At 61.3% G+C, this 24,595-nt stretch carries 14 protein-coding genes, 2 tRNA genes and 7 pseudogenes; 17 read left to right on the plus strand and 6 right to left on the minus strand.

Translation table 11 applies throughout. The annotated features are described in order from the left end of the window. Positions 1-21: 21 nt before the first annotated feature. Positions 22-2,591, minus strand: a pseudogene (gene pepN / locus L0A91_RS01130) (aminopeptidase N). 80 nt (positions 2,592-2,671) lie between these two features. Between pepN and L0A91_RS01135 the strand changes: the two are divergent. Then, positions 2,672-3,142, plus strand: a complete 471-nt coding sequence (locus L0A91_RS01135; RefSeq protein ID WP_235245491.1) for a ribose-5-phosphate isomerase — start codon at positions 2,672-2,674, stop codon at positions 3,140-3,142. A gap of 72 nt (positions 3,143-3,214) precedes the next feature. Here L0A91_RS01135 and L0A91_RS01140 read toward each other — a convergent pair whose 3' ends face one another. After that, positions 3,215-3,466: an antitoxin gene (locus L0A91_RS01140; protein ID WP_235245492.1), complete on the minus strand. Its 252-nt coding sequence runs from the start codon at positions 3,464-3,466 to the stop codon at positions 3,215-3,217. A 165-nt stretch (positions 3,467-3,631) separates the two neighbouring features. Then, positions 3,632-3,705: transfer RNA gene (locus L0A91_RS01145), tRNA-Gly, on the minus strand. A gap of 85 nt (positions 3,706-3,790) precedes the next feature. On the opposite strand from L0A91_RS01145, the gene L0A91_RS01150 reads away from it, so the two are divergent. The 6 genes and pseudogenes from L0A91_RS01150 to clpX all read left to right on the plus strand — a co-directional run bounded on the left by L0A91_RS01150 (position 3,791) and on the right by clpX (position 8,234). Beyond that, positions 3,791-3,864 (plus strand) — tRNA-Pro (locus L0A91_RS01150). A gap of 128 nt (positions 3,865-3,992) precedes the next feature. Further along, a pseudogene (locus L0A91_RS17975) lies at positions 3,993-4,316 on the plus strand (trigger factor); the annotation flags it as partial. An 80-nt stretch (positions 4,317-4,396) separates the two neighbouring features. Continuing rightward, the gene (tig, locus tag L0A91_RS01155; RefSeq protein ID WP_311197919.1) at positions 4,397-5,269 is read left to right on the plus strand and encodes a trigger factor; all 873 of its coding nucleotides are present in this window, start codon (positions 4,397-4,399) and stop codon (positions 5,267-5,269) included. 176 nt (positions 5,270-5,445) lie between these two features. Continuing rightward, a complete protein-coding gene (locus L0A91_RS01160) occupies positions 5,446-6,051 on the plus strand; it encodes an ATP-dependent Clp protease proteolytic subunit (RefSeq protein ID WP_235245493.1) in 606 nt (201 codons plus the stop codon). 28 nt (positions 6,052-6,079) lie between these two features. Continuing rightward, complete coding sequence (locus tag L0A91_RS01165) at positions 6,080-6,748, plus strand: ATP-dependent Clp protease proteolytic subunit (RefSeq protein ID WP_311197920.1); 669 nt, start codon at positions 6,080-6,082, stop codon at positions 6,746-6,748. Between the two features lie 211 nt (positions 6,749-6,959). Continuing rightward, on the plus strand, positions 6,960-8,234 hold the full coding sequence (gene clpX, locus L0A91_RS01170) for an ATP-dependent Clp protease ATP-binding subunit ClpX (RefSeq protein ID WP_311197921.1): 1,275 nt from the start codon (positions 6,960-6,962) through the stop codon (positions 8,232-8,234). Positions 8,235-8,317: 83 nt separating this feature from the next. Here clpX and valS read toward each other — a convergent pair. Beyond that, positions 8,318-11,031, minus strand: a pseudogene (valS, locus tag L0A91_RS17980) (valine--tRNA ligase). A gap of 179 nt (positions 11,032-11,210) precedes the next feature. Between valS and L0A91_RS01185 the strand changes: the two are divergent. The 9 genes and pseudogenes from L0A91_RS01185 to L0A91_RS01220 all read left to right on the plus strand — a co-directional run bounded on the left by L0A91_RS01185 (position 11,211) and on the right by L0A91_RS01220 (position 23,355). Beyond that, the gene (locus L0A91_RS01185) at positions 11,211-12,794 is read left to right on the plus strand and encodes a sodium:alanine symporter family protein (protein WP_235245496.1); all 1,584 of its coding nucleotides are present in this window, start codon (positions 11,211-11,213) and stop codon (positions 12,792-12,794) included. Positions 12,795-13,151: 357 nt separating this feature from the next. Next, a pseudogene (gene ileS / locus L0A91_RS01190) lies at positions 13,152-16,409 on the plus strand (isoleucine--tRNA ligase). Further along, positions 16,394-16,924, plus strand: coding sequence for a Mur ligase family protein (locus tag L0A91_RS17985; RefSeq protein WP_311197922.1), 531 nt, complete (start codon positions 16,394-16,396; stop codon positions 16,922-16,924). The pseudogene ileS and the gene L0A91_RS17985 overlap by 16 nt, the downstream one beginning before the upstream one ends. Continuing rightward, a complete protein-coding gene (locus L0A91_RS17990; RefSeq protein ID WP_311197923.1) occupies positions 16,906-17,763 on the plus strand; it encodes a glutamate ligase domain-containing protein in 858 nt (285 codons plus the stop codon). Before L0A91_RS17985 ends, L0A91_RS17990 begins: the two co-directional genes overlap by 19 nt. Before the next feature lie 70 nt (positions 17,764-17,833). Next, a complete protein-coding gene (locus L0A91_RS01200; protein ID WP_235245497.1) occupies positions 17,834-18,265 on the plus strand; it encodes a DUF4233 domain-containing protein in 432 nt (143 codons plus the stop codon). A gap of 5 nt (positions 18,266-18,270) precedes the next feature. Beyond that, positions 18,271-19,094: pseudogene (locus tag L0A91_RS01205) on the plus strand (undecaprenyl-diphosphate phosphatase). 9 nt (positions 19,095-19,103) lie between these two features. After that, positions 19,104-19,546: pseudogene (ndk, locus tag L0A91_RS01210) on the plus strand (nucleoside-diphosphate kinase). A gap of 205 nt (positions 19,547-19,751) precedes the next feature. Further along, positions 19,752-22,415 (plus strand): annotated as a pseudogene (ppc, locus tag L0A91_RS01215) (phosphoenolpyruvate carboxylase). A 91-nt stretch (positions 22,416-22,506) separates the two neighbouring features. Further along, a complete protein-coding gene (locus L0A91_RS01220; protein ID WP_235245498.1) occupies positions 22,507-23,355 on the plus strand; it encodes an Fpg/Nei family DNA glycosylase in 849 nt (282 codons plus the stop codon). On the opposite strand, the gene L0A91_RS01225 is transcribed toward L0A91_RS01220, so the two are convergent. Together L0A91_RS01225 and L0A91_RS01230 are read right to left on the minus strand one after the other, a co-directional pair. Next, positions 23,352-23,726 (minus strand): hypothetical protein, encoded by a 375-nt coding sequence (locus tag L0A91_RS01225; RefSeq protein WP_235245499.1) that lies wholly within the window; start codon positions 23,724-23,726, stop codon positions 23,352-23,354. The two genes, L0A91_RS01220 and L0A91_RS01225, sit on opposite strands and share 4 nt — an antisense overlap. A gap of 71 nt (positions 23,727-23,797) precedes the next feature. Further along, positions 23,798-23,938 carry a PIG-L family deacetylase gene (locus L0A91_RS01230; RefSeq protein ID WP_235245500.1) on the minus strand — a complete coding sequence of 47 codons (141 nt, stop codon included), beginning with the start codon at positions 23,936-23,938 and terminating at the stop codon, positions 23,798-23,800. A 272-nt stretch (positions 23,939-24,210) separates the two neighbouring features. Between L0A91_RS01230 and rpsO the strand changes: the two genes are divergently transcribed. Beyond that, positions 24,211-24,480, plus strand: coding sequence for a 30S ribosomal protein S15 (rpsO, locus tag L0A91_RS01235; RefSeq protein WP_220120981.1), 270 nt, complete (start codon positions 24,211-24,213; stop codon positions 24,478-24,480). Positions 24,481-24,595: the final 115 nt, after the last annotated feature.

Raw genomic sequence — 24,595 nt, forward strand, 5'->3', positions numbered from 1 at the left:
TTCGCTATGCGCTTGTGCTAGTTAGCCAGTCGGTGCGTCCGCAGCCTGAGCAGCCAAGGCGCGCACCAAGGTGTCGCGGTTTTCGGCGACCGTGCGGCGCAGACCACTGGGAGCCTGAGGGTTGGTGTCCAGCCATCCCTGCGTTGCATCCAACACAGACTGGTCAGCCAGGGCCAGCGGGAAGAACCCGACGGCGAGACCCTCAGCGATATGCAGCGTCCGGCTCTCCCACACCTCGCCAATGATGGCGAAGTAGCGATCAACGAACGGGCGCAGCAACTCCTTGTCATGCACTCGGCCAAAGCCCAGGGCCATGGAAGCAGTGACCGCGTTCGGCAGGCCCTTCTCCTCGACCGCGGCAACCCAGGTCTCTTCCTTGGCTGCTGCACTCGGGCGGGCCGCCAGGGCGCGCGCAGCTTTTCGCGGCCGGTAGCGGTGTTGTCTCGCTCGCGCTCTGCAGCGACATCGTCCTCACTGGCGGCTCCAGCGGCCACCAGAGCGGTCAACAGCGCCCAGCGCATGTCCTGATCGGTCTCCAGGCCTTCGAGTGGCGTCTCGCCGCTCAGCAGGCCCTTGAGCCGCTGCACGTCATCGGCGCTTGAAGCCAATGAGGCCCAGGCAGTCACCAGTTGCAACTGAGCGTCGCTCCCGGGCTCGGCAGACCAGGCAGCCTCGCGCAAGCCGGTGACCAATTCGGCCAAAACTGATGCTCGGTTGGCCGGGTCGGTGTAGACCGAGGCGGCCGTGCTCACCTGACCCAACAGAACGCGCAACAGCGTCGAGTCCGATTCGCCAGGTAGAGCCCTGACAACCAGGCTAACATAGTCGCTAGCAGCCATCTGGGCGTCACGCGTCATGTCCCAAGCGGCGCCCAGCACCAAGGCGCGGGGAGTGACTCGGTGAGCGCGCGAGGATCGGCCAGAGCCGTCTTTAGCGAGCGGTCGTCAAGGCGGATCTTGCCGTAGGCGAGGTCATCATCGTTGACCAGCAGCAAGTCAGGCATCTGCAAGCCGACGAGGCCGTCAACTGGCGTGCTGGCGCCGTCGATGTCCAACTCAAGGCGCTCCGTGCGCTCCAGTTGCCCTCGGCCATCATGTAGCAACCCACAGCGAGGCGGTGGGGGCGCAGTGTCGGGAAGTCCTCCGGCGCAGTCTGCTCAATCGAAGCAGAGGTGATGACGCCTGCTGCGTCGGTCTCCACCTTGGGCGAGAGGGTGTTAACTCCGGCTGTCTCCAGCCACAGTTTCGACCATGGCTTCAAGTCACGACCCGATGTCGCTTCTAGCTCAACCAGCAGTTCAGCCAGGGTGGTGTTGCCCCACGCATGCTTGGCGAAATAGGCCCGAAGACCATCGCGGAAGGGCTCGCGGCCGACATAAGCGACAAGCTGCTTTAGGACAGAGGCCCCTTGGCATACGTGATGCCGTCAAAGTTCACCTCAACGGCGGCCAAGTCCACCATGTCGGCTGCGACCGGGTGAGTTGAGGACAGCTGGTCCTGTCGGTAGGCCCAGGCCTTTTCCGAGGTAGCGAAGGTCGTCCAGGCCTGTTCCCACTCGGTGGCTTCAGCCTGGGCGGTGGTGGAAGCCCACTCGGCGAATGACTCGTTCAACCACAGATCGTCCCACCACTTCATCGTGACCAAGTCGCCGAACCACATGTGGGCCAACTCGTGCAGGATCGTTAGCGCGCGGCGCTCAACGATCGCATCGGTGACCTTAGAGCGGAAGACGTAGTCCTCGACAATGGTGACCGCGCCAGCGTTCTCCATCGCGCCCATGTTGTATTCGGGGGTGAAGATCTGGTCGTACTTAGTGAACGGATAGGCGTGGGCAAACTCGGCCTCAAAGAAGGCGAAGCCGGCCTTGGTGATGTTCATGATGTTCTCTGGGTCCAGGTGCGGACGCAGGCTCTTGCGGCAGAAGACACCCAACGGGACCGTGCCGGCAGTGGAGGTGACCTCATCGCGGACCACGTCATACGGACCGGCGATCAGTGCGGTGATGTACGAGGAAATGCGCGGGGTCGCGGGGAACTCCCAGCGGGCAACTTCGATGCCATCAGCGTTGGCTGCGTTCGGGGCTGCGATGGCCTCCGGCGTTGGCTCGTTGCTGATCACCTGCCAGTGTGCAGGTGCAGTCACATGGAAGGTGAAGGTGGCTTTGAGGTCAGGCTGCTCGAAAACGGCGAACATCCGACGACTGTCGGGGACCTCAAACTGGGTGTAGAGATAAACCTCACCATCTGCCGGGTCAACGAAGCGGTGCAACCCCTCGCCGGTGTTCATGTAGTTGCCGACGGCGTCGATCGTCAGTGTGTTCTCTGCCTGCAAGTCGGACATTTCAATCCGGCTATCGCGGTATGCGGTGGCTGGGTCGAGGGCGGTGCCATTGAGATCAATGCTGCTGATCGAGTCAGCAATCAGGTCGATAAAGGTGGCGGTGCCAACTTCGGCTGCGGTGAAAACCACCGTGGTGCGCGTGCCGAATGTTTCGGAGCCAGCGGTGAGGTCTAGGTCGACGTCGTAGGAAACGACGTCGATCAGAGCCGCACGTTCTTGGGCTTCAGCGCGGGACAAATTGGTGCCGGGCATTACGTGGCCTCAAGATAGGTGAAGGATGTGATGCCACGATGGTGCCACTTGCAGTGCTGAATCCACGAAGGAGCCTAAAAATGCGCGTACACATTGGCGGAGACCACGCTGCTTTTGAGTTGCAGCGAGACCTTGTTGCCTGGATGGCTGAGCAGGGTCACGAAGTCATTGACCACGGGCCGGCCGAGTACGACGCGGTGGATGACTACCCGGTTTTCGTGCTGCGTGCCGCGGAAGGAGTGGCTGGGGACCCTGGCTCACTCGGGGTTGTGTTGGGTGGTTCAGGCAACGGCGAGCAAATTGCCGCCAACAAGGTTGCGGGCATTCGGGCGGCATTGGCCTATAACGCCGAATTGGCTGAGCTGTCGCGGTTGCACAACAACGCTCAGATTGTCTCGATTGGCGCTCGGATGAACACCATCGAGGAAGCCCATGAGATTGTTTCGACTTTCTTGGCGACCGAGTTCACTGGCGAGGAGCGTCACCAGCGACGCATCGACATGATGGACGCCTATGTGAGCGATGGCACCCTGCCTGACCTGCCTGCATAGCAAGACGGCAAAAAACACGAGGCCCCCGAGAGTCAATGCTCCGGGGGCCTCGTGGTCTAGAGGGGACGTGGCTTACTTGCCTGCGTTGTTGTCCTGCCCGCCCAAGTCGCCGTCCTGCTGGCCGTCCAAGTTCTCGAGGCCGTCACGGGCCTTGTCTGCACCGGAGTTGATCTGGTCGGAGTACTTGCCGCCAGTCTTGTCGTCGGCGAAGTTGGCAGCCTTGTCCAGGCCGGAGTCGATCTTGTCGCCGTGGTCGTTGACGGCGTCGGTGGCCTTGTCCTTGTTGTTGTTGAAGGCGTCCTTGGCCTTGTCCATGAAACCCATGTGGTTCTCCTTATTATCTGGGGATCGACGATTTCTCATCGCTTTCTGCCAATAACTAATCATAAGAGACGCCGTGTGTCGAGATTCCTTCTCGCCCAGCGTTTCTCCCCTATGGCATAAGAAAAGCCCCCTACGGACATCGTCGTATGGGGGCCGTTCAGGCAGTGGAGCGGGTGACGAGAATCGAACTCGCGTGGCCAGTTTGGAAGACTGGGGCTCTACCATTGAGCTACACCCGCAAGGAGCCGATGTGCTTGATGTGGCTCCGAGGCGTTACTGTAGCCGCTGCACCACACGTTCTGCCAAATCGGGATCGTGTTTGCACGGGGTATGGCGCAGCTTGGTAGCGCGTCCGCTTTGGGAGCGGAAGGCCGTCGGTTCGAATCCGTCTACCCCGACCGATTAGCATGCCTAGAAGGAATTACCAGACGGCCACCCGGCCGCAACCCAATCTGACTTGGAGTGCCACGCAGTGAAGAGTGCCATCGAGAACCTCAGCCCCACCCGGGTCAAGTTGACCGTGGAGGTGCCCTCAGCGGACCTCAAGTCCGAGATGGACGCGGCCTACAAGAAGATCGCTGACTCGGTCAACATCCCAGGATTCCGCAAGGGCAAGGTTCCTTCGCGAATCATTGACCAGCGTTTCGGCCGCGGCGCCGTGGTGCAGGAAGCAGTGAACGAAGCACTGCCCACGCTGTACACGAACGCCATGCAGGAGAACGAGCTGAAGCCGCTCGGCCAGCCCGAGGTGAACTTCACCGAGTTGCCGCTGGACGATGGCCAGGACCTCAAGTTCGAGGCCGAGGTCGACGTCATGCCGAAGTTCGACCTTCCTGCCTTTGATGGCCTTGAGGTCGAGGTTGACCCGGTCGCAGTCAAGGACGAAGACGTCACCACCCGCATGGACAGCCTGCGTGCCCGCTTGGCACCTTGGTTGGCGTCGAGCGCGCAGCCGTCGACGGCGACTTCACCTCCATCGACCTGTCCGCCACCATCGACGGCGAAGAGATCGACTCGGTCACCGGCGTCTCCTACGAGATCGGCTCCGGCAACATGCTGGAAGGTCTGGACGAGGCCCTCATCGGACACAAGTCCGGCGAGACCATTGAATTCGTCAGCGCGTTGGCTGGTGGCGACCGCGCCGGACAGGACGCCGACGTTGTCGTGACGCTCCAGTCCGTCAAGGAGCGCGAGCTGCCCGAGTTGGACGACGAGTTTGCTCAGTTGGCTTCCGAGTTCGACACGCTGGAAGAACTGCAGGCCGACTTGGTCAAGCAGGCTGAGCAGGGCGTCAAGTTCGAGCAGGGCATTCAGGCTCGCGACAAGGTGCTCGACGCCATGCTCGAGATGACCGAGATCGACCTGCCAGAAAACCTGGTCGAAGAAGAGGTCAACAACCACCTCGAAAAGGAAAGCCGCTCGGACGACGATGAGCACCGCGCTGAGGTCGACACCTCGACCCGCCGTGCCATGAAGACCCAGTTCCTGCTCGACGCTCTCGTCGAAAAGAATGACGTCAACGTCGACCAGGGTGAGCTCATCGAATACATCATGATGACCGCTCAGCAGTACGGCATGAACCCGAACGAGTTCGCCCAGCAGATCGACCAGCAGGGCCAGGTTCCAGCCATGGTGACTGAGGTTGGCCGCCGCAAGGCGCTGGCCAACGTGTTGGAGCAGGCCACCGTGACGGACACCGACGGCAACGTCGTTGACTTGAACGAGTTGGAAGAAGGCGAAGAGGCCGACGAGGCTGCTGACGAGGTTGAGACCTCCGAAGAGGCCCCGGCCAAGGACGCCTGAACCACTGAGAATTAGCACTAATACAACCGCCCGTCAGCACTCGCTGGCGGGCGGTTGTGCGCTCAGGGCGAACAAGAGGCAATCTCGGGACTGCACCGGGCATACCGAGCGTTAGTGTCATTAACGAGGCGCCGTCTAGGCGGCGCACCCCGACCTTTGAAAGCAAGGGAGCACGAATGAGTAACACCGAGATCGTGTCAGCCGGCGACCGCGCCATGGGCGGACTGGACGACCAGATCTATAACCGCCTACTCAAGGAGCGCATCATCTTCTTGGGCTCGGACGTTCGCGACGACAACGCCAACGCGATCTGCGCCCAGTTGCTGCTCTTGTCTGCCGAGGACCCCGAGGCTGACATCTTCCTTTACATCAACTCCCCAGGTGGGTCGGTGACCGCTGGTATGGCGATCTTCGACACCATGCAGTGGATTCCGAACGACGTGGCCACTGTGGCCATGGGTCTGGCCGCATCCATGGGCCAGTTCCTGCTGTCGGCCGGAGCCAAGGGCAAGCGTTACGCCACTCCGCACGCTCGCGTGATGATGCACCAGCCTTCTGGTGGCATCGGTGGAACGGCTAGCGACATCAAGATCCAGGCCGAGCAGATGCTGCACATCAAGCGTCAGATGGCCGAGCTCATTGCTGAGCACACGGGCCAGACCCAGGAGCAGATCGAATCTGACTCCGACCGAGACCGTTGGTTCACCGCTTCAGAGGCCATGGAGTATGGCTTCGTCGACCACGTCAACCAGCGCTCGGTCGACGCCGGCGCCCAGGTCTGAGACCAAAAGAAGAGAGGTGGAGAAACGCATGACTCACGTTCCTAACCCCTATGCGAGCGCGCAGGGCATGGCTCCGGCCGGTCCTAGCAGCCGCTACATCTTGCCGCAGTTCGAAGAGCGCACCGCTTATGGAACCAAGCGTCAGGACCCCTACACCAAGTTGTTCGAAGACCGCATCATCTTCCTGGGTGTCCAGGTTGACGACGCTTCCGCAGACGACATCATCGCTCAGCTGATCGTGCTGGAGAGCCAGGACCCCGACCGGGACATCCTGATGTACATCAACTCTCCAGGTGGCTCCTTCACCGCGTTGACGGCGATCTACGACACCATGCAGTACATCCGTCCCGACGTGCAGACGTTCGTGATTGGCCAGGCTGCTTCGGCTGCCGCTGTGCTGCTGGCTGCTGGCGCTCCGGGCAAGCGTTACGCGCTGCCGAACGCCCGTGTGATGATCCACCAGCCCGCGTTGGCTGGCGGCGACTATGGCCAGGCCAGCGACATCGAGATCCAGGCCAACGAGGTTCTTCGGATGCGTACCTGGCTCGAGGAGACCTGGGCCAAGCACTCGGGCAAGAGCGTCGAGGCTGTCCAGAAGGACATCGAGCGCGACAAGATCCTGACCGCCGACCAGGCCAAGGAGTATGGCTTGATCGACCAGGTGCTGCAGTCGCGCAAGGCATCGCTCGAAGAGTGAATAACTGCCTGATCGCATGACATAGACAGGTCGCAGAGTGAATCTCGCTCTGCGACCTGTTCTGTTCCAGCAGTTCGCATGTAGGTGCATCGGCGCACACTCGCCGTGGATGCGCTTAACCTGTAATAGAAGGCTTCGGCGATGTAGCGTCGTCTCAGGCTTCAAGCGCGCGGGGCTATTCGCGCGCATCGTTCGATGAAGGGATCGTGGCGTGGCACGCATGGGTGAGAGCAGCGATTTGCTGAAGTGTTCTTTCTGCGGAAAGAGCCAGAAGCAGGTCAAAAAGCTCATTGCTGGACCGATGGTCTACATCTGCGATGAATGTATCGATCTGTGTAACGAGATCATCGAGGAAGAGCTAGCTGAGTCTTCGGACCTCGGGTTGGGGCAGTTGCCCAAGCCTCGCGAGATTAACGAATTCCTGCAGCAGTATGTCGTTGGCCAAGACTCCGCAAAGCGCTCGCTCGCTGTTGCGGTCTACAACCACTACAAGCGTGTGCAGGCGCGTGAGGGGCGCCAGGGCGACGACGGTGTCGAGATCGCCAAGTCCAACATCTTGCTGATTGGCCCGACGGGGTGTGGCAAGACCTACCTGGCTCAGACTCTTGCGCGAATGCTGAACGTGCCGTTCGCCATCGCTGATGCCACGGCGTTGACTGAGGCCGGGTATGTCGGCGAAGACGTCGAGAACATCCTGCTGAAGTTGATCCAGGCGGCCGACTTCGATGTGAAGAAGGCCGAGAGCGGCATTATCTACATCGACGAGATCGACAAGATTGCCCGCAAGAGCGAAAACCCTTCGATCACTCGGGATGTTTCGGGCGAGGGCGTGCAGCAGGCACTGTTGAAGATCCTTGAAGGCACGACGGCTTCGGTGCCACCACAGGGTGGACGTAAGCACCCGCATCAGGAGTTCATCCAGATCGACACCGGCAATGTCCTCTTCATCGTCGGTGGCGCTTTCGCTGGTCTAGAGAAGATGGTGGAAGCCCGCGCGGGCAAGCAGGGCTTGGGCTTCGGCGCCACCCTGCAAGAGGCCAAGGCACCGATGGACCGCTATGCGGACGTCTTGCCCGAGGACCTGATGAAGTTTGGCTTGATCCCCGAGTTCATTGGTCGTCTTCCGGTCATCGCTAGCGTTTCGCCGCTGGACAGCGATGCGCTCATCAACATCCTCACTGAGCCGCGCAATGCGCTCGTCAAGCAATACAAGCGGATGTTCGAGATTGATGGCGTGGAGTTGCAGTTCAGCGACGACGCTCTGGCTGCAATCGCAGAGCAGGCGCTGCTGCGCAACACCGGTGCGCGTGGCCTGCGCGCCATTTTGGAAGAGGTCTTGCTGCCGGTCATGTTTGATGTGCCCAGCGAAGACGACATCGCCAAGGTCGTGATCACCCGTGAGGTTGTCATGGACAACGTCAACCCGACTATCGTCCGCCGCGGCGTTGAGGCTGACTCACGCGACGAGCGCAAGGAATCCGCCTAAGAATTGAGACATGAGTATGGCCCCGATTCAGATCAGCTGAATCGGGGCCATTTTGCGTATCGGCTAGTTGGTCCTGCGCTGGTTTAGACCTCGGCTGGCGGCACCAACGCGACATCGCTCACCGAGAACTCATCGCTGGCAGTGAAGGTCACAGCGCCAGTGACTTTTCCGGCCGCCTTGAGGTCAACCTCAGCCTGCTGCACCAGATCAAGGTCTGAGGCAGGAGCGCTGACAGTGGCTTCGGTGATCTCGGTGCGCATCTTGACCTTGGCCTCGGACTTTGCCTTACGCAGACCCGCCAGGGCGCGGCCGACGACGTCAAGCATCCGGCTCTGCCCGCCAGCGGCTGCCGGAGCAAGCTCAGCAGTTGTGGGCCAAGGCTGAGTGTGTACGGAGTCGGTGTGCCACCAGGACCAAACCTCTTCGGTGGCAAAGACCAGCACCGGTGCCAGCAGACGCATGTAGACGTCGAGAGCAACCAGCAAGGTCGCCCGGGCTGACTGGATGTCTGCCTCCGATAGGCCCTCAACCGATCCGTACGCCCGCTCCTTAACCAGTTCGACGTAGTCGTCGGTGAAGGTCCAGAAGGCCGTTTCGGCGACCTCGAGAGCCTTGGTGTGGTCGGAGTTCCCGTAGGCCTTGGTCGCAGCCTCGACGACTTCGCTCACTCGTGCGATGACGGCGCGGTCCAGCGGAGCCTGGATGCGGCCAACTAGTTCATCCAGCGGCGCCGGGTCAGGCAGGTTGCCATCAGCGTCAGCCCCCATCGAGAGAGCAAACTTGCTGGCGTTAAGGGCCTTGATGGCCAGACGTCGGCCAACCTTCATCTGGCCCTCGTCGAATGCTGCGTCGGTGCCGAGGCGGCCCGAAGCGGCCCAATAGCGGACACCGTCGGAGCCATGGTTGTCGAGCATGCCCTCAGGTGTCTGGGCGTTGCCCTTCGACTTGGACATCTTTTTGCGGTCCGGGTCCAAGATCCAGCCGCTGATGTTGGCGTGCTTCCACGGCGCAACTCCGTGCTCATGGTGCGAGCGCACGGCCGTGGCAAAGAGCCAGGTGCGGATGATGTCTTGGCCTTGCGGGCGCAGGTCCATGGGGAACGTTGCATTAAACAGGTCGCGGTCATTGCCCATCGTGCCGTCGCCATGCTCCGCGACCGGCCAACCGGTGGCGATCTGCGGCGATAGCGACGAGGTGGCCCAGGTGTCCATCACATCGGGGTCACCGGTGAAGCCGCCTGGCTGGTTGCGCTGGTCCTCGGTGTAGCCTGCTGGCGCCTGGCTGGTCGGGTCCACCGGCAGCGATGCCTCATCCGGGACCAGGATCTTTTCGTGGTCGATCTCGCCATCGGCGTCCAGGCCATACCAAACCGGGATCGGGACCCCGAAGAAGCGCTGACGACTGATCAACCAGTCGCCGTTGAGGCCCTCAACCCAGTTTTTGTAGCGCGCACGCATAAACGAGGGTGGAACTCGACCTCTTCGCCGCGCTCAACCAGGGCAGCGCGTAGGTCGGTGTCCTTGCCGCCATTGCGGATATACCACTGACGAGTGGTGACGATCTCGAGCGGCTTGTCGCCCTTCTCAAAGAAGTTGGCCTTGCGCTGCGTCTTCTTAGGCTCGCCGTCCAAGTCGCCCGACTCGCGCAACGCTTCAACAATGGCCTCACGCGCGCTGAAGGTGGTCTTGCCAGCCAAGCCCTCGGCATACAGCTCCTCACCAGCTGACCCCACGATCCACTCCGGTGTCTCGCGGATGACGCGGCCGGCGCGGGAGATGACGGGTCGCGTCGGCAGGCTCAACTCGCGCCACCAGGTGACGTCGGTCAAGTCACCGAAGGTGCAGCACATCGCGATGCCAGCGCCCTTGTCCTTCTCAGCCAACGAGTGCGCATACACCGGGATCTCGATGCCAAACAGCGGCGAGGTGACGGTCGTGCCGAAGAGGTCTTGGTAGCGCTCATCGTCAGGATGTGCCACCAGAGCGACGCAAGCCGGGATCAACTCGGGGCGAGTGGTTTCGATCATCACGGGCTCACCGCCGTCAGGGCGGTTAAAGCCAATGCGGTGGTATGCGCCGGGATAGTCGCGCGCTTCCAGCTCGGCTTGGGCGACAGCAGTCTGGAACGTCACGTCCCACAAGCCCGGAGCCTGCGACTGGTAAGCCTCGCCGCGGGCCAGGTTGCGCAAGAAGGCTTGCTGGGAGACTGCCCGCGATCGGTCATCAATTGTGCGGTAGGTCAGCGACCAGTCAACCGATAGGCCGAGTTTGCGCCATAGCTCTTCGAACTTGACCTCGTCCAGGACCGTGAGCTCGTTGCACAATTCAATGAAGTTGGCGCGGGCAATCGGTTGCTGATCGCGCATCTTCGGAGCTTTGCCCGAGCCGTCTTCACTGCCACGCATCGGCGGCACGAAGTCATCCTGGTAGGGCAGTGAGGAATCTCCGCGAACCCCGTAGAAGTTTTGGACGCGGCGCTCAGTTGGCAACCCGTTGTCGTCCCAGCCCATTGGATAAAACACTGAGTGCCCGGTCATTCGCTTGTAGCGGGCCAGGCAATCAGTGTGGGTGTAGGAGAACACGTGGCCCACGTGCAGCGAACCACTCGCTGTCGGCGGGGGTGTGTCAATGCTGTAGACCTGCTCGCGCGGAGCAGCCAAGGCACGCTCACGATCGAACTCGTACGTGCCTTGCTCAGCCCATACCGCAGACCAGTTTGCCTCCAGGCCGTCCACACTGGGGCGATCGGGTAGGGCGATGGGTCGCAAGTTTGCTGAAGATGAGGCACTCTTAGTCATAGAGGGATTATCCCAGACATATAGAGTCGTCTGGGAAGCGGCGGGGAGAGGGGGAATTTGTAATCGAAAATGTCGCTTACGTTCGATCTTGCATTTTTGTTCCCGACAAATGTCACGGTTTGGTCACTAAGGGATAAAGGTGCTTGATATGTGGCGCGATCTGGGATGTTCTGACCAACATGATTACGCATCCCGTGTTCCTGCCTATGCAGGACGAAGAAACCGCCCTGGATAGGGTTGCCGGCAGTATTGACGGCTTCGTGACCCCCTTCACTGACTTTGTGTCTGGCATCGTCTTCTCTGACCTTGGCTTCCTGCCTATGCCGTTCGTGGTCGTCTGGCTCCTCGGCGCAGGCTTGATCTTCACCGTCTACTTTGGCTTCATTCAGTTCCGCGGCCTCAAGGTTGCGACTGAGGTTGTCCGTGGCAAGTTCTCCTCGCCGGATGACCCGGGCGAGATCCCCCACTTCCAGGCGTTGACCTCCGCAGTTTCCGGCACGGTCGGTCTGGGAAACATCGCTGGTGTGGGTGCAGCCGTCGTCCTCGGTGGCCCCGGCGCTACCTTCTGGATGATCCTGGCTGGCCTCATTGGTATGGCCACTAAGTTCGCTGAGTGCACCCTCGGCGTGAAGTACCGCACGGTCTACGAAGACGGCACCGTTTCCGGTGGCCCCTTCAAGTACCTCCCCGTTGCCTTCGCCAAGTTGTCGAAGCCTGTTGCCGTCGCACTGACCGGTAGCTTCGCCGTTGCCATCCTGTTCTTCGGTGTTGCTGGCGGAAACATGTTCCAGGCCAACCAGACCTACTCGCAGATGAAGACCGTCACCGGTGGCGAAGACAGCTTCATTGCTAGCGACGGCGCCTCGATCGTCTTCGGCCTCGTGCTCGCAGCAATCATCGGTTTGGTCATCATCGGTGGCATCAAGTCCATCGGTAAGGTCACCGGCACCCTGGTTCCCTTCATGGGCGGTATCTACGTCCTGGCTTGCTTGGTTGTCATCTTGGGCAACGCTGGCGAAATCCCCGCCGCAGTCGGCGCAATCTTCTCCGGTGCATTCACCGCTGAGGGCGTTACCGGTGGTGTCATCGGTGTGATCATCGTTGGTATGCAGCGTGCAGCCTTCTCGAACGAGGCTGGCCTCGGCTCGGCTCCGATTGCTCACTCCGCTGTGAAGACCCGTCGTCCGGTTTCGGAAGGCTTCGTTGCACTCTTCGAGCCCTTCATCGACACCGTCGTTATCTGCACGATGACCGCCCTGACGATCATCATCGCCAACACCACCTTCTACAACGAGACGCGCGAAGCAGTGTTCGCCGCTAACGAGGCTGGCACCGACGCACCCGAGTACGGCGGCGGCGTTGCAGTTACTTCCGACGCATTCGAGTCGGCTATCTCCTGGTTCCCAATCCTGCTGGCCATCGCAGTTTCGCTGTTCGCCATCTCGACCTTGATCACCTGGTCGTACTACGGCAACAAGGCTTGGAACTACCTCTTCGGTGAGTCCAAGACCAGCAACACGGTCTACCGCATTGTCTTCTTGACCATGACCGTTGCCGGTTGTGCACTGGCCTTCGGCACCGTCATCGACTTGGCTGACGCCTTCCTGTTCATCTGTGGCTTCATCAACTTGCTGGGTGTGTACTTCATGCTCCCGACAATCAAGCGCGAGATGAACGAGTACCTGGCAGACCGCGCAAGCGGCCGCCTGTACCAGCTGGGTCTGGACGACTCGGACAAGGACATCGCAGCAGACAAGATCTGATCTGATCAGTTAGACCCGCACCCGCGGGATGCCTAAAGGGGCCGAGAGCATTTGCTCTTGGCCCCTTTGGCATGTCTCAGGTTCGTGCCATGTCCCGACCGTGGCATCTGGACTGCTGGTGGTCTGTCCACCCGCGAGAGATCGCTATAATAGATAGAGCAGCAATTGAGCCGTTATCAGCGGCGAGCTTCCAGCAGAACGGATGCCCTGGCATCTCAGTAGATCTGGACGGGTAGGCCCGTTATCGCCGTGAATGAGTGGTTGGTGCGCAAGCAGCAACAAGCGAGGTGGTACCGCGGCCTATTGCCGTCCTCGTGGACCGATGTGTAGATGACGTCACCACGCAGGAGAGCACTGATGACATACCCGCAGGCAGACACCTCAGGCCTCGGCCTTACCTCTTCGCCTCAGTTGCCCGCGATCGAGCGCAGCGTGCTGGACTACTGGGAGCAGCACCGCACCTTCTTCAAGAGCGTTGATCAACGCGACGGCGGTGACAACGGCGACAACGAGTATGTCTTCTATGACGGCCCACCCTTCGCCAACGGCCTGCCGCACTACGGCCACTTGCTGACTGGCTACATCAAAGACATCGTCCCTCGCTACCAAAGCATGCGCGGCTCACGTGTTGAGCGCCGTTTTGGCTGGGACACCCACGGTCTGCCGGCCGAGCTCGAAGCGATGCGCCAGTTGGAGATCAAAACCAAGGACGAAATTGTCGAGTTGGGGATCGACGCCTTCAATGCCAAGTGCCGTGAGTCCGTCTTGGCCTACACCGATGACTGGGAAGCCTATGTCACGAGGCAGGCTCGTTGGGTCGACTTCGAGGGCGACTACAAGACGCTGAACCCGGAGTACATGGAATCGGTCATCTGGGCATTCAAGGAGTTGTACGACAAGGGCTTGGCCTATGAGGGTTACCGCGTCCTGCCGTATTGCTGGAATGACCAAACGCCGTTGTCCAACCACGAGTTGCGGATGGACGACGACGTTTATCAGATCCGTCAGGACCCAGCTGTCACCGTGGGCCTGCGCCTGGAGACCGGCGAGTTGGCTCTCGTCTGGACCACCACGCCGTGGACCCTGCCCGCCAACTTGGCGATCATGGTGGACAACGATATCGACTATGTCGTGGTCGAGAGTGACTTCACCGGCACGACTGAGCGATACGTCATCGCCGAAGCACGGCTTGGTGCCTACAGCCGCGAGCTGGGGGAGGAGCCGGTCGTGGTGGAACGGCTCAAGGGTTCTGACCTGATGGGCCGGAGCTATACCCCGCCGTTTTCCTACTACCAAGGCCACGAGAACGCTCACCGAGTGGTCGAAGCTGACTTCGTCACGACCACCGACGGCACCGGCCTGGTGCACAGCGCTGGCGCCTTCGGCGAAGAGGACAAGGAAGTCACCGACCGTGAGGGCATCGAAGCCGTCATGCCCGTTGGCCCCGATGGCGCCTTCACCGCGCCGGTCAACGAATACCTCGGCCAGCTGGTCTTCGACGCTAACCCGCATGTCATTGAGCACCTCAAGGCCGCAACCAAGGGTGAGGGCGACGCGGGTTCGGTGAGTGCTGGCACCGTCTTGCTGCGCCGCGAAACGTATGACCACCATACCCGCACTGCTGGCGTTGCCGCCGCCCGCTGATCTACAAGGCGGTGTCGAGTTGGTTCGTCGCGGTCACCAAGATCAAGGACCGGATGGTCGAGCTCAACCAGGACATCACCTGGGTGCCCGGGCACGTCAAGGATGGTCAGTTCGGCAAGTGGCTAGAAAATGCCCGCGACTGGTCGATCTCGCGCAACCGTTTTTGGGGCAGCCCGATCCCGGTGTGGCGATCCGATGACCCGGCCTACCCACGCACTGATGTCTATGGCTCTTTGCCGAGCTGGAAGCCGACTTTGGTGACCTGCCGCGCAACCACCAGGGCGAGCCCGACCTGCACCGTCCGTTCGTCGACGAACTGACCCGGCCCAACCCCGATGACCCCACAGGCAAGTCGACCATGCGTCGCGTTGAAGACGTCCTGGATGTCTGGTTTGACTCTGGGTCGATGAGCTATGCGCAGGTGCACTACCCGTTCGAAAACGCCGACTGGTTTGAAAACCACTTCCCGGCTGACTTCATCGTCGAATACATCGGGCAGACTCGCGGCTGGTTCTACACGCTGCACGTGCTGTCGACGGCGCTCTTTGACCGGCCGGCCTTCTCGACCTGCCTGGTGCACGGCATCGTGCTGGGCAGCGATGGTCAGAAGATGTCTAAATCGCTGCGCAACTACCCGGATGTCTACGAGGTCTTCGACCGCGATGGCGCCGACGCAATGCGTTGGTTCTTGATGTCATCGCCGGTGGTGCGAGGCGGCAACCTCGTTGTCACCGAACAAGGCATCCGTGAAGGCGTCCGCCAAGTCGTGATGCCGCTGTGGAACGCCTGGTACTTCTTCGGCTTGTATGCCGGCGCTGCCAACTACACGGCTAAGTGGTCGACGGCGTCGACCCATCGACTTGACCGCTATCTGTTGGCCAAGACTCACAACCTGGTCACCGATGTCCAGGCCAAGATGGATGTTTATGACATCTCCGGTGCCTGCGATGTCGTGCGCGGCTATGTCGACGGACTCACGAACTGGTACATCCGCCGGTCACGCGAGCGCTTCTGGGGCACCAACGGCGACGTTTCGAGCGAAGCCTTTGACACCCTGTACACCGCTTTGGAGACGCTGTGCCGGGTCGCTTCGCCGCTGCTCCCGCTCGTCACCGAGCAGGTATGGCGTGGGTTGACCGGTGGCGAATCGGTGCACCTCGCCGACTGGCCCGACGCGGACGACCTGCCGAATGACCCCGAGTTGGTGGCAGCGATGGATGCTGTCCGCTCGGTGTGCTCGACCACATTGGCGCTGCGCAAGGCTGATGGCCTGCGGGTGCGGTTGCCGTTGGCCTCGCTGACGGTTGCGGTGGATAACCCGGCTGGTCTGACGTCGGTGGCCGACGTGCTGCGGGACGAAGTCAACGTTCGCGATGTCCGCGTTGTTGACGTCAACGACGCCTCCGCTCAGGACTTCGGCGTTGAGCAGCGCCTGACGGTTAACGCGAGGGCCGCCGGTCCGAGGCTTGGCCGCGAGGTGCAGCAAGCCATCAAGGGCAGCAAGTCCGGCGATTGGTCGGTGGCCGATGACGGCACTGTGACCAGTGGTGGCTTGGCTCTGGTCGAGGGCGAATACACCCTGGAGACGGTGGCGGGCGAAGGTGCCGCTGGCAGTAGCGCAACGGCGGTCTTGCCGGGTGGTGGCTTCATCGTGTTGGACACCGAAGTCACGGATGACCTGGCTCGAGAAGGCCTGGCCCGAGACCTCATCCGTGCGGTGCAACAAGCACGTCGTGATGCTGAGTTGAACGTCAGCGACCGCATCAGCCTGACCGTGGTCGGCGACGACGAGTGTGGCAAGCCGCGAATGAGCACCAGGGCTTGGTGATGAAGGAAACCCTGACTGTGCAGTTCGGCGCTGCTGGCGCCGGTGCACCCTGCCGCCGGCCAAGGAAGGGCGCTTTAGCTCTTCAGCAACACTCGACGGCAATCGATCCGTTGACCTACTTATCTCGGTGGTGCCCTCGCTGAGCGGAACAGCAGAAGACCTCAAACTGCGGATGGCCTTGGTCACCGAAGTGATCCTGGCGCGCACGCCGGAGAACAATCCTGAGCCGACGCTGGACCGCGTCGCTGAGGTGATGGATCTGATGGGTAGCCCCCAACAGACCTTTGGCGTCATCCACATCACTGGGACGAACGGCAAGACGTCGACGGCTCGAATGATCGAGACCATGTTGGCTGAGATGGGCCTGAATACCGGTCGTTTCACCAGCCCTCATCTGCACGATCTGCGCGAGCGCATCGCCATTGGTGGTGAGTCGATCACGCACGAACGATTCCTTGCCGCCTACGACGACGTCTTGCCCTTTGTGCGGATCGTGGACGAAAAGTCGGTGGCCGATGGTGGCCCTAAACTGACCTACTTCGAGATCCTGGTATGCGTTGCTTACGCAGCCTTTGCGGACACCCCCGTCGATGTCGCAGTCGTCGAGGTTGGTCTGGGGGAGTCTGGGATGCCACCAACGTGGCCGACGGCTTGGTGAGCGTTTTGACGCCAATCTCCATCGACCACACCCGGCTGCTTGGCAACACCGTGGAGTCGATTGCGACCGAAAAGGTCGGCATCATCAAGCCCGACGCTGTGGTGGTCACCGGTGTGCAGACGCACGAAGTGATGGAGATCATCGCTGCCGAAACCGAGGAAAAGGATGCATCGCTACAGGCTGAGGGCGTTGCCTTTGGCGTGCTTGAGCGCGAAGTGGCCGTTGGCGGCCAGGTGCTCTCGTTGCGAGGGCTTGCTGGCGACTACACCGACCTCTTTATGCCGCTCTATGGCGCTCACCAGGCGCACAATGCCGCCATTGCGGTGGCTGCGGTTGAGGCGTTTGTCGGTGGTGGCGAGCAGCGTCTGACCGATGAGGTCATTCGCTCGGCCTTCGCCAACTTCAGTTCGCCCGGACGTCTCGAAATCGTGCGTCGTAGCCCGACCGTGCTGGTCGATGCTGCACACAACCCGGCAGGAGTCGAAGCCCTGGTTGAGGCTGTGCGCGAGTCCTTTATGTTTGGCCGGTTGGTCGGTGTGATCGGTGTGCTGGCAGAAAAGGATGCAGAGTCGATGATTGCGCTCTTGGAGCCAGTGCTCGATCACATCGTGCTCACTCGGACAACCTCACCCCGAGCCGTCTCACCCCAACGTCTAGGCGAAATCGCGCTCGGCTATTTCGGTGAAGACCGGATCAGCGTCATACGCGACCTGCCTGATGCGCTTGACCTGGCTGCCGGGATGGCCGACGACGGAGGCATGTCAGGTGCGGTGCTGGCCACTGGCAGCGTCGTCACTGCGGCCGAGGTGCGGATGCTGCTGGGGCAGAGCGCTACCTGATGGCAGCCGCAGACCAGGCTCCGGACGGAGCAACCAACCAAGCCAAGACCCTGGGCAGGTCCCGGTGTCGATGCCTTCGCGCCCCTTCGCCCCTAAGGTCCTCTTTGATCGGCATCCGGACAAGATGACTCGGCGGATCGCTGCAGCATCGCTGATTGGCCAAGGTATTGCGATTTTCCTCGGCGGGTTGACCGCTCGACAGTTTGCGATCGCTGACGGTGATCCCAACGGCTTGGCGCAGGTCTACCTGTGGGGCGGTATCGGGTTTGCTGTTGCCTGCGTGTTGGCATCAGGACTACTGCGCAAGCCCTACGGCCTGATGGTCGGCTGGTTGATCCAGTTGGCGACCTTTGCCAGCGCGCTGATCTTGCCTGCCATGGTGTGGGTCGGTGTGATCTTCGGGGGGCTATGGTGGCTCAGCGTGGTGCAGGGCCACCGCATTGATCGAATTCGAGTGGAGTGGGCAGCCCAGGCTGCTAGCGAAGAAGAGAACGGGAACTAACTTTCGTGGACTATCTACAAGCAGTGATTTTGGGCCTTGTCCAAGGCCTCACTGAGTTCCTGCCGATCAGCAGCAGCGCGCACCTATCGATCGTGGGTCAACTCGTTGGCGGCGAAGACCCTGGCGCGGCCTTCACCGCGATTAGCCAACTGGGCACCGAAGCCGCCGTGCTGGTGTTTTTTGGAAAGACATCACTCGCATCATCGGACGCTGGGCTCAAGCCCTGGTCGGCAAGATCCCGCAAAGTGACCCGGATGTGCGGATGGGGTGGCTCGTCATCGTCGGCTCCATCCCCATTGGCGTCCTGGGTTTCATGTATCAGGACTTCATTGAAGGCAGCCTGCGCAACCTGTGGCTAACGGCCACCATGTTGCTCGTCTTTGCCCTGGTGATCTATGCCGCTGACAAGGCGGCAAAGACCACTCGAGAGCTCAAAGACCTGACCTGGAAACACGGCATCATCTACGGTTTCGCTCAGGCGATGGCCCTCATACCGGGTGTTTCGCGAAGTGGTGGCACCATCGCGGCCGGTCTGTTCATGGGCTACACACGTGAAGCAGCGGCTCGCTACTCGTTCCTGTTGGCTATCCCTGCTGTGCTCGGCTCGGGACTCTTCCAGGTGCTCAAGATCTCCGAAGACCCGGTGATCCCAGCGTGGGGGCCGATCTTGCTGTCCACTGCGATCGCCTTCATGGTGGCTTTGGCTGTCATCGCTTGGTTCCTCAAGTACATCTCCACTCACACCTTCACGCCATTTGTCATCTATCGCATCGGTCTCGCCCTGGTTCTCTTTGGCCTCTTGGGCGCTGGTGTCCTCTCCGCTCGTTAGGCTGTCCCCGTGACTGAAACAAACCAGACCCCCCAGCGCTCCCTCGTCCTGGTCAAGCCCGACGGCTACCGTCGCGGTCTGACTGGCGAAGTCCTGCGGCGCATCGAGGCAAGGGCTATCGGCTCGTTGCTCTGAGCATTGTTGAGGCAACGCAGGAGCAGTTGGCCGCGCACTACGCCGAGCATGAGGGCAAGCCCTTCTATCAGCCACTGGTTGACTTCATGTCATCTGGCCCGCTGACTGCGGTCATTATCGAAGGGGACGCCTGCATCCCAGCCTTCCGTTCGTTGGCTGGTGCAACCGACCCGACCGCTGCGGCGCCGGGCACCATTCGCGGCGACCTGGGCCGCGACTGGGGCCTGAAGGTGCAGCAAAACATCGTCCACGGCTCGGACTCGCCCGAGTCTGCAGCGCGTGAGATCAGCATCTGGTTCCCGGAGCACGCTGCGTAGCACCACGACATCCTTCTGCCACGTAATTGGCAGGTATGCGGGTCCGGGCCGAGTGCGCGGGCCCGCACTTTTGTCGGCAATTGACGCCACGTAACCTGCGCGACACGTTGATGTAGGTAGGGTTTGACTCGTGACCCATGACCCCATCAGTCCAGAACTGCGCGCCGACGTCCGACGGGTTTCTACCCTGTTGGGCCAGTCCCTGGTGCGCCACCACGGCCAGGAACTCCTTGACCAGGTTGAGGCTGTTCGCCTCTCCACCAAGGACAGCAAGGCCGGCGATCACCAGGCTGCCGAGGATGTTCGGACACTGCTGGCGGACCTGCCGCTGGAGCAGGCACGTGACCTCGTGCGCGCATTTGCCGCCTTCTTCCATCTGGCCAACGCCGCTGAGCAGGTGCACCGCGTGCGGACTCTCAACATGCGCGAAGAGTCCGAAGGTTGGCTCACCAGCACCGTGAACGACATCGTCGCTCAAGGGGCCCAGAGCTGCTCGCCGAGTCCATCGCGCAGCTAGACATCCGCCCGGTCTTCACCGCCCACCCGACTGAGGCGAGTCGCCGATCGATTTTGACCAAAATCCGCCACCTCTCCGATGAGTTGGCTCAGGACACGCAGGCAGGCACGCAGGCTCGTCGTCGCCAAGACCGCAACCTCGGTGAGTTGATTGACCTCATCTGGCAGACCGATGAGTTGCGTAGGACTCGGCCGACCCCCATGGATGAAGCCCGGAACGCGATGTACTACCTGGACGAAGTTCTGACCACGACCTTGCCTGACATGCTCGGCGACCTCTCCGACCTGCTGGCTGAGCATGGTGTCGAGACCGATGTCACCAAACCACCGTTGCGTTTTGGCTCCTGGATCGGAGGTGACCGCGACGGCAACCCGTTCGTCACTCCCGCCGTCACCGCAGAGGTGCTGCGCTTGCACAACGATCACGCGATCAAGGTTGCCCTTTCGCTGGTCGACAAGCTAATTTCGCAGATCTCGTCGTCGACCGTGATCGTGGACGTCGACGAGGCGCTGGTCGACTCTCTTGAGGCAGACCTGATTAACCTGCCCGGCCTTGACCCACGGGTGAAGGAGTTGAACGTCTCCGAGCCCTACCGACTCAAACTCACCTGCGTTAAGGCCAACTGCGCAACACCCGCAAGCGTGTCCAAGCAGGCACGGTGCATGAGCCAGGCCGCGACTACGCCGCCGCTGCCGAGTTGGCACATGACCTCATGGTGGTGTCCGAGTCGTTGACCCACAACGGGGGAGACCTGGTTGCTCAGGGCCGACTCTCGCGTGCCATGCAAACACTGGCCGGCACCGGTCTGCATTTGGCAACACTGGACATTCGTGAGCACGCCGAAAGGCACCACGAGGCGCTGGCCCCGATGATTGACGCCGTGAGCGGTACCTCGGCTCCGTATGCAGATCTGGATGCCACCAACCGCTTTGACGTGTTGGCTGCTGAGATGGCATCACGGCGCCCGCTGCTCACGCCCGCTGCTGAGCGACCCCAGACGCTGGCCGTCTTTGACGAGATTAGGCATGCGGTGGAGGCCTATGGGCCCGAAGTCATCGAGACCTACATCATCTCGATGACTCAGGGGCCGGATGACGTGCTTGCCGCAGCTGTGCTGGCCCGCGAGGCTGGACTGCTCGACCTGCAGGGCGACGCTAACGGTGAAGGTGCGTTTGCCCACATCGGCTTCGCCCCATTGCTCGAGACCATCGACGAGCTGCGTGGCTCGGCTGCCCTGGTAGACAGCATGCTGAGCGACCCGGCATACCGTGAGTTGGTGCGTCTGCGCGGTGACGTGCAGGAAGTCATGCTCGGCTACTCCGACTCCAACAAGCAGGCTGGGGTGTTGACCAGCCAGTGGGGGATCCACCAGGCGCAGCGTGCTTTGCGCGATGTTGCCTCCAAGCACGGCGTGAGTCTGCGGCTGTTCCATGGCCGTGGTGGCTCAGTGGGTCGTGGCGGTGGACCCACCTACGAAGCGATTCTGGCGCAGCCTCCCGGCGTGCTGGAGGGCGAGATCAAGTTCACCGAACAGGGAGAAGTTATCTCGGATAAATACTCGTTGCCAGCGCTCGCGAGTGAAAACCTTGAGCTGTCGATGGCGGCCGTGCTGCGCGCGACGGCCTTGCACCGTGGTGCACGTTCTACTCAAGAGCAGCTCGTTGAGTGGAACTCGGTGATGGACCTCGCCTCAGACTCGGCGTTTGAGGCCTACAACAAGCTCATCCAAAACGAAGACCTGCCTGCGTACTTTGTTGCAGCGACCCCGGTTGACCAGCTGGGCGCTCTCAACATTGGCTCGCGGCCGAGCAAACGGCCCGACCAGGGCAAGGGTCTGGACGGGCTGCGGGCCATCCCGTGGGTCTTCGGTTGGACGCAAACCCGTCAGATCATTCCGGGGTGGTATGGCGTGGGCTCGGGCCTGCGGGCGGCCCGCGAAGCCGGCCATGGCGAGACGCTGAAGACCATGTTGAAGGAATGGCAGTTCTTCGCGACGGTGATCTCCAACGTGGAGATGACGGTTGCCAAGACCGACTTGGACATCACTGCGCACTACGTCGAGTCCCTGGTGCCGGACGATTTGCGTCACATCTTTGAAGCGATCAAGGCCGAGTTTGAGATCACCGTCGCCGAATTGCAGGAGTTAACGGGATCGCCGATTTTGGCGGAACAGCCTGTCCTACAGCGTTCCTCGCTGTGCGCGACCAGTACCTGGATCCGATTTCGTATCTGCAAGTTGAGTTGTTGCGTCGATTGCGCTCTGGCGATGTGGGCGATGACGTGCAGGAACTTCAGCGTGCTCTGCTAATCACGGTGAACGGTGTCGCGGCAGGTCTGCGCAACACCGGCTAGGTCGCCATGCGCAGTTTCGTGCCGGATGGGTGCGTTGCCAACAAGCACCCCTGGCACGAAACGGCTCATGGGCGTGCGGGATACTTCTCACATGCCAGAAGGCCACACCATTCACCGCCTCGCGGGCGATCTCAATATTGCTTTCTCGGGTGAAGAGCCCGAGGTCACCAGCCCGCAGGGGCGTTTTGGCGAGGGGGCCGCGACGGTCGACCAAACTGAGTTTGTGGCGGCCCGAGCATGGGGCAAGCAATTGTTTATCGAGTTTGCTGACGAGAAGTCCATCCATGTCCACCTCGGGCTGATCGGCAAGTTCAGTGTCAATCCGTTGCTGGGGGATTTGCTGCCCGAGCCGGTTGGCCAGGTACGCCTGCGACTGGCCACCTCAGACGCCGTCGCTGATCTGCGCGGCCCGATGGTCTGCGCCACGGCCACGCCTGACGAAGTAGCAGCCGTCATCGCCAAATTAGGCCCAGACCCGCTGCGCGCGGAAGCTGATCCAGATGTCGCGTGGGCCAAGATCCATCGGGCCAATCGCAGCATCGCCGAGTTGCTGATGGACCAGTCGGTCGTTGCTGGCATCGGCAATGTTTATCGCAGCGAAGTGCTGCACCGGCACCAGGTGAATCCGCTCTTCGCTGGCAAGCGCATCAAGCGCAAGACCTGGGATGCCATCTGGGATGACTTGGTGCGGATGATGCCCGTCGGTGTGGCGACCGGACGCATCATCACCAACGAAAAGCAGTTAGTCGCCGTTGAAGCAAAAGTGGCGGCTTTGGGCCTGGGGTCGGGGGACTCGGCGCGGGTGAACGCGCCGCGGCCCAAGCCCTATGCCTATAAGCAGACGGGCAAGGCCTGCAGCCGCTGCGGCTCAATCATCAAGACAAAGGTGGTTGCTGGGCGCAATCTGTTTTGGTGTGCGAATTGCCAGCGCCGCACCTAGCGGTCAAAGGCTTCGAGCTGAAGCGTGTAATCGCCCAGTTCAACGTCATCGGCTGACCCGAGCATCCCGCTTAAGAGGTTGCGCGGGGTGGGGTAGCCCGGTCCAAGGGCTTGCAGGTATTGAGCATGGGCTTCCAATGAGGCGACACCGTCATCAAAGCTCTCGCTGACATCGACAATGCGGTTGGCTTCGGTGGAGCCAGCAAAGGCCAGCAGGCGAACACCAGGCCAAGGGTCCAGCCCTTCGTCCATCAACTCGGTGAAGAGCCAGCGGTTGCCTGCGTCGGCGCAAGCGTCCAGCGTGGCCAACCCGACTGCGCGGTGATCGGCTTGGTTTAACCCACCGCCGGGGAAGGTCTCTCGGTGAGTCAAGGTAAGGACCGCATCGGGGCGGGTGCGGCGAATTTCCGCCGCGATTGCCCGACGAAGTGGCAGGCCATGCTCTAGGAGCCATCCGGCATACCCAGGAAGGTGATGTCGTTGACACCGACGAGTGCCGCGCCGTCGCGTTCCTCTTGCTCCCGTAACGGACCAGCCTCAGCCGGGTGCATGCTGTCGATGCCCGCCTCGCCGCTGGTGACCAAGAGGTAGGTGATCTTTTGCCCTGGCGCGTCCAGCGCGCGACCCCGGCTGCCAGTCCGTATTCAAGGTCATCGGGATGGGCAGCCACGCAGAGTGCTGTTTGCCAGTCTTCGTTAAAATTATCAAGGGTCATGGTGCCCAGCCTCCCACGCTGATTAGGGGCGTGGGCGGGCGCGCTGTTAGATTAGGGGCTGCCGTTAGATCGGCCGCGGATTTGTAGTGCCCTGGAGAACATGCCCAGGCGCGCCGCGCAACGAGATCAAAGGAGTCGCCCATGGGGTTAGACATCGCCGTGAAGAAGAAAATCGTCGAGGAATACGCCACCACCGAGGGCGACACCGGTTCGCCTGAGGTCCAGGTCGCCCTGTTGACCCAGCGCATCCGCGACTTGACCGAGCACTCGCGTGAGCACAAGCACGACCACCACAGCCGTCGTGGTCTGCTGCTCCTGGTCGGTCGTCGCAAGCGTCTCCTGCGTTACCTGCAGGAGACCGACATTGAGCGTTACCGTTCGCTGATCAAGCGCCTCGGTCTGCGCCGCTGAATACTTCGCAGGGCTAAGCGACTCCCGGATAACACATCCGGGGGTCGCTCAGCGGTCTATCGGGCCCTTCCTGGGCGCGGTAGGCCTCAACGCTAAGCGTTGAGGGTGAAGAACA

Source organism: Ornithinimicrobium sp. INDO-MA30-4 (assembly GCF_021535045.1).
In the GTDB taxonomy this organism is placed as follows: Bacteria; Actinomycetota; Actinomycetes; order Actinomycetales; family Dermatophilaceae; genus Ornithinicoccus.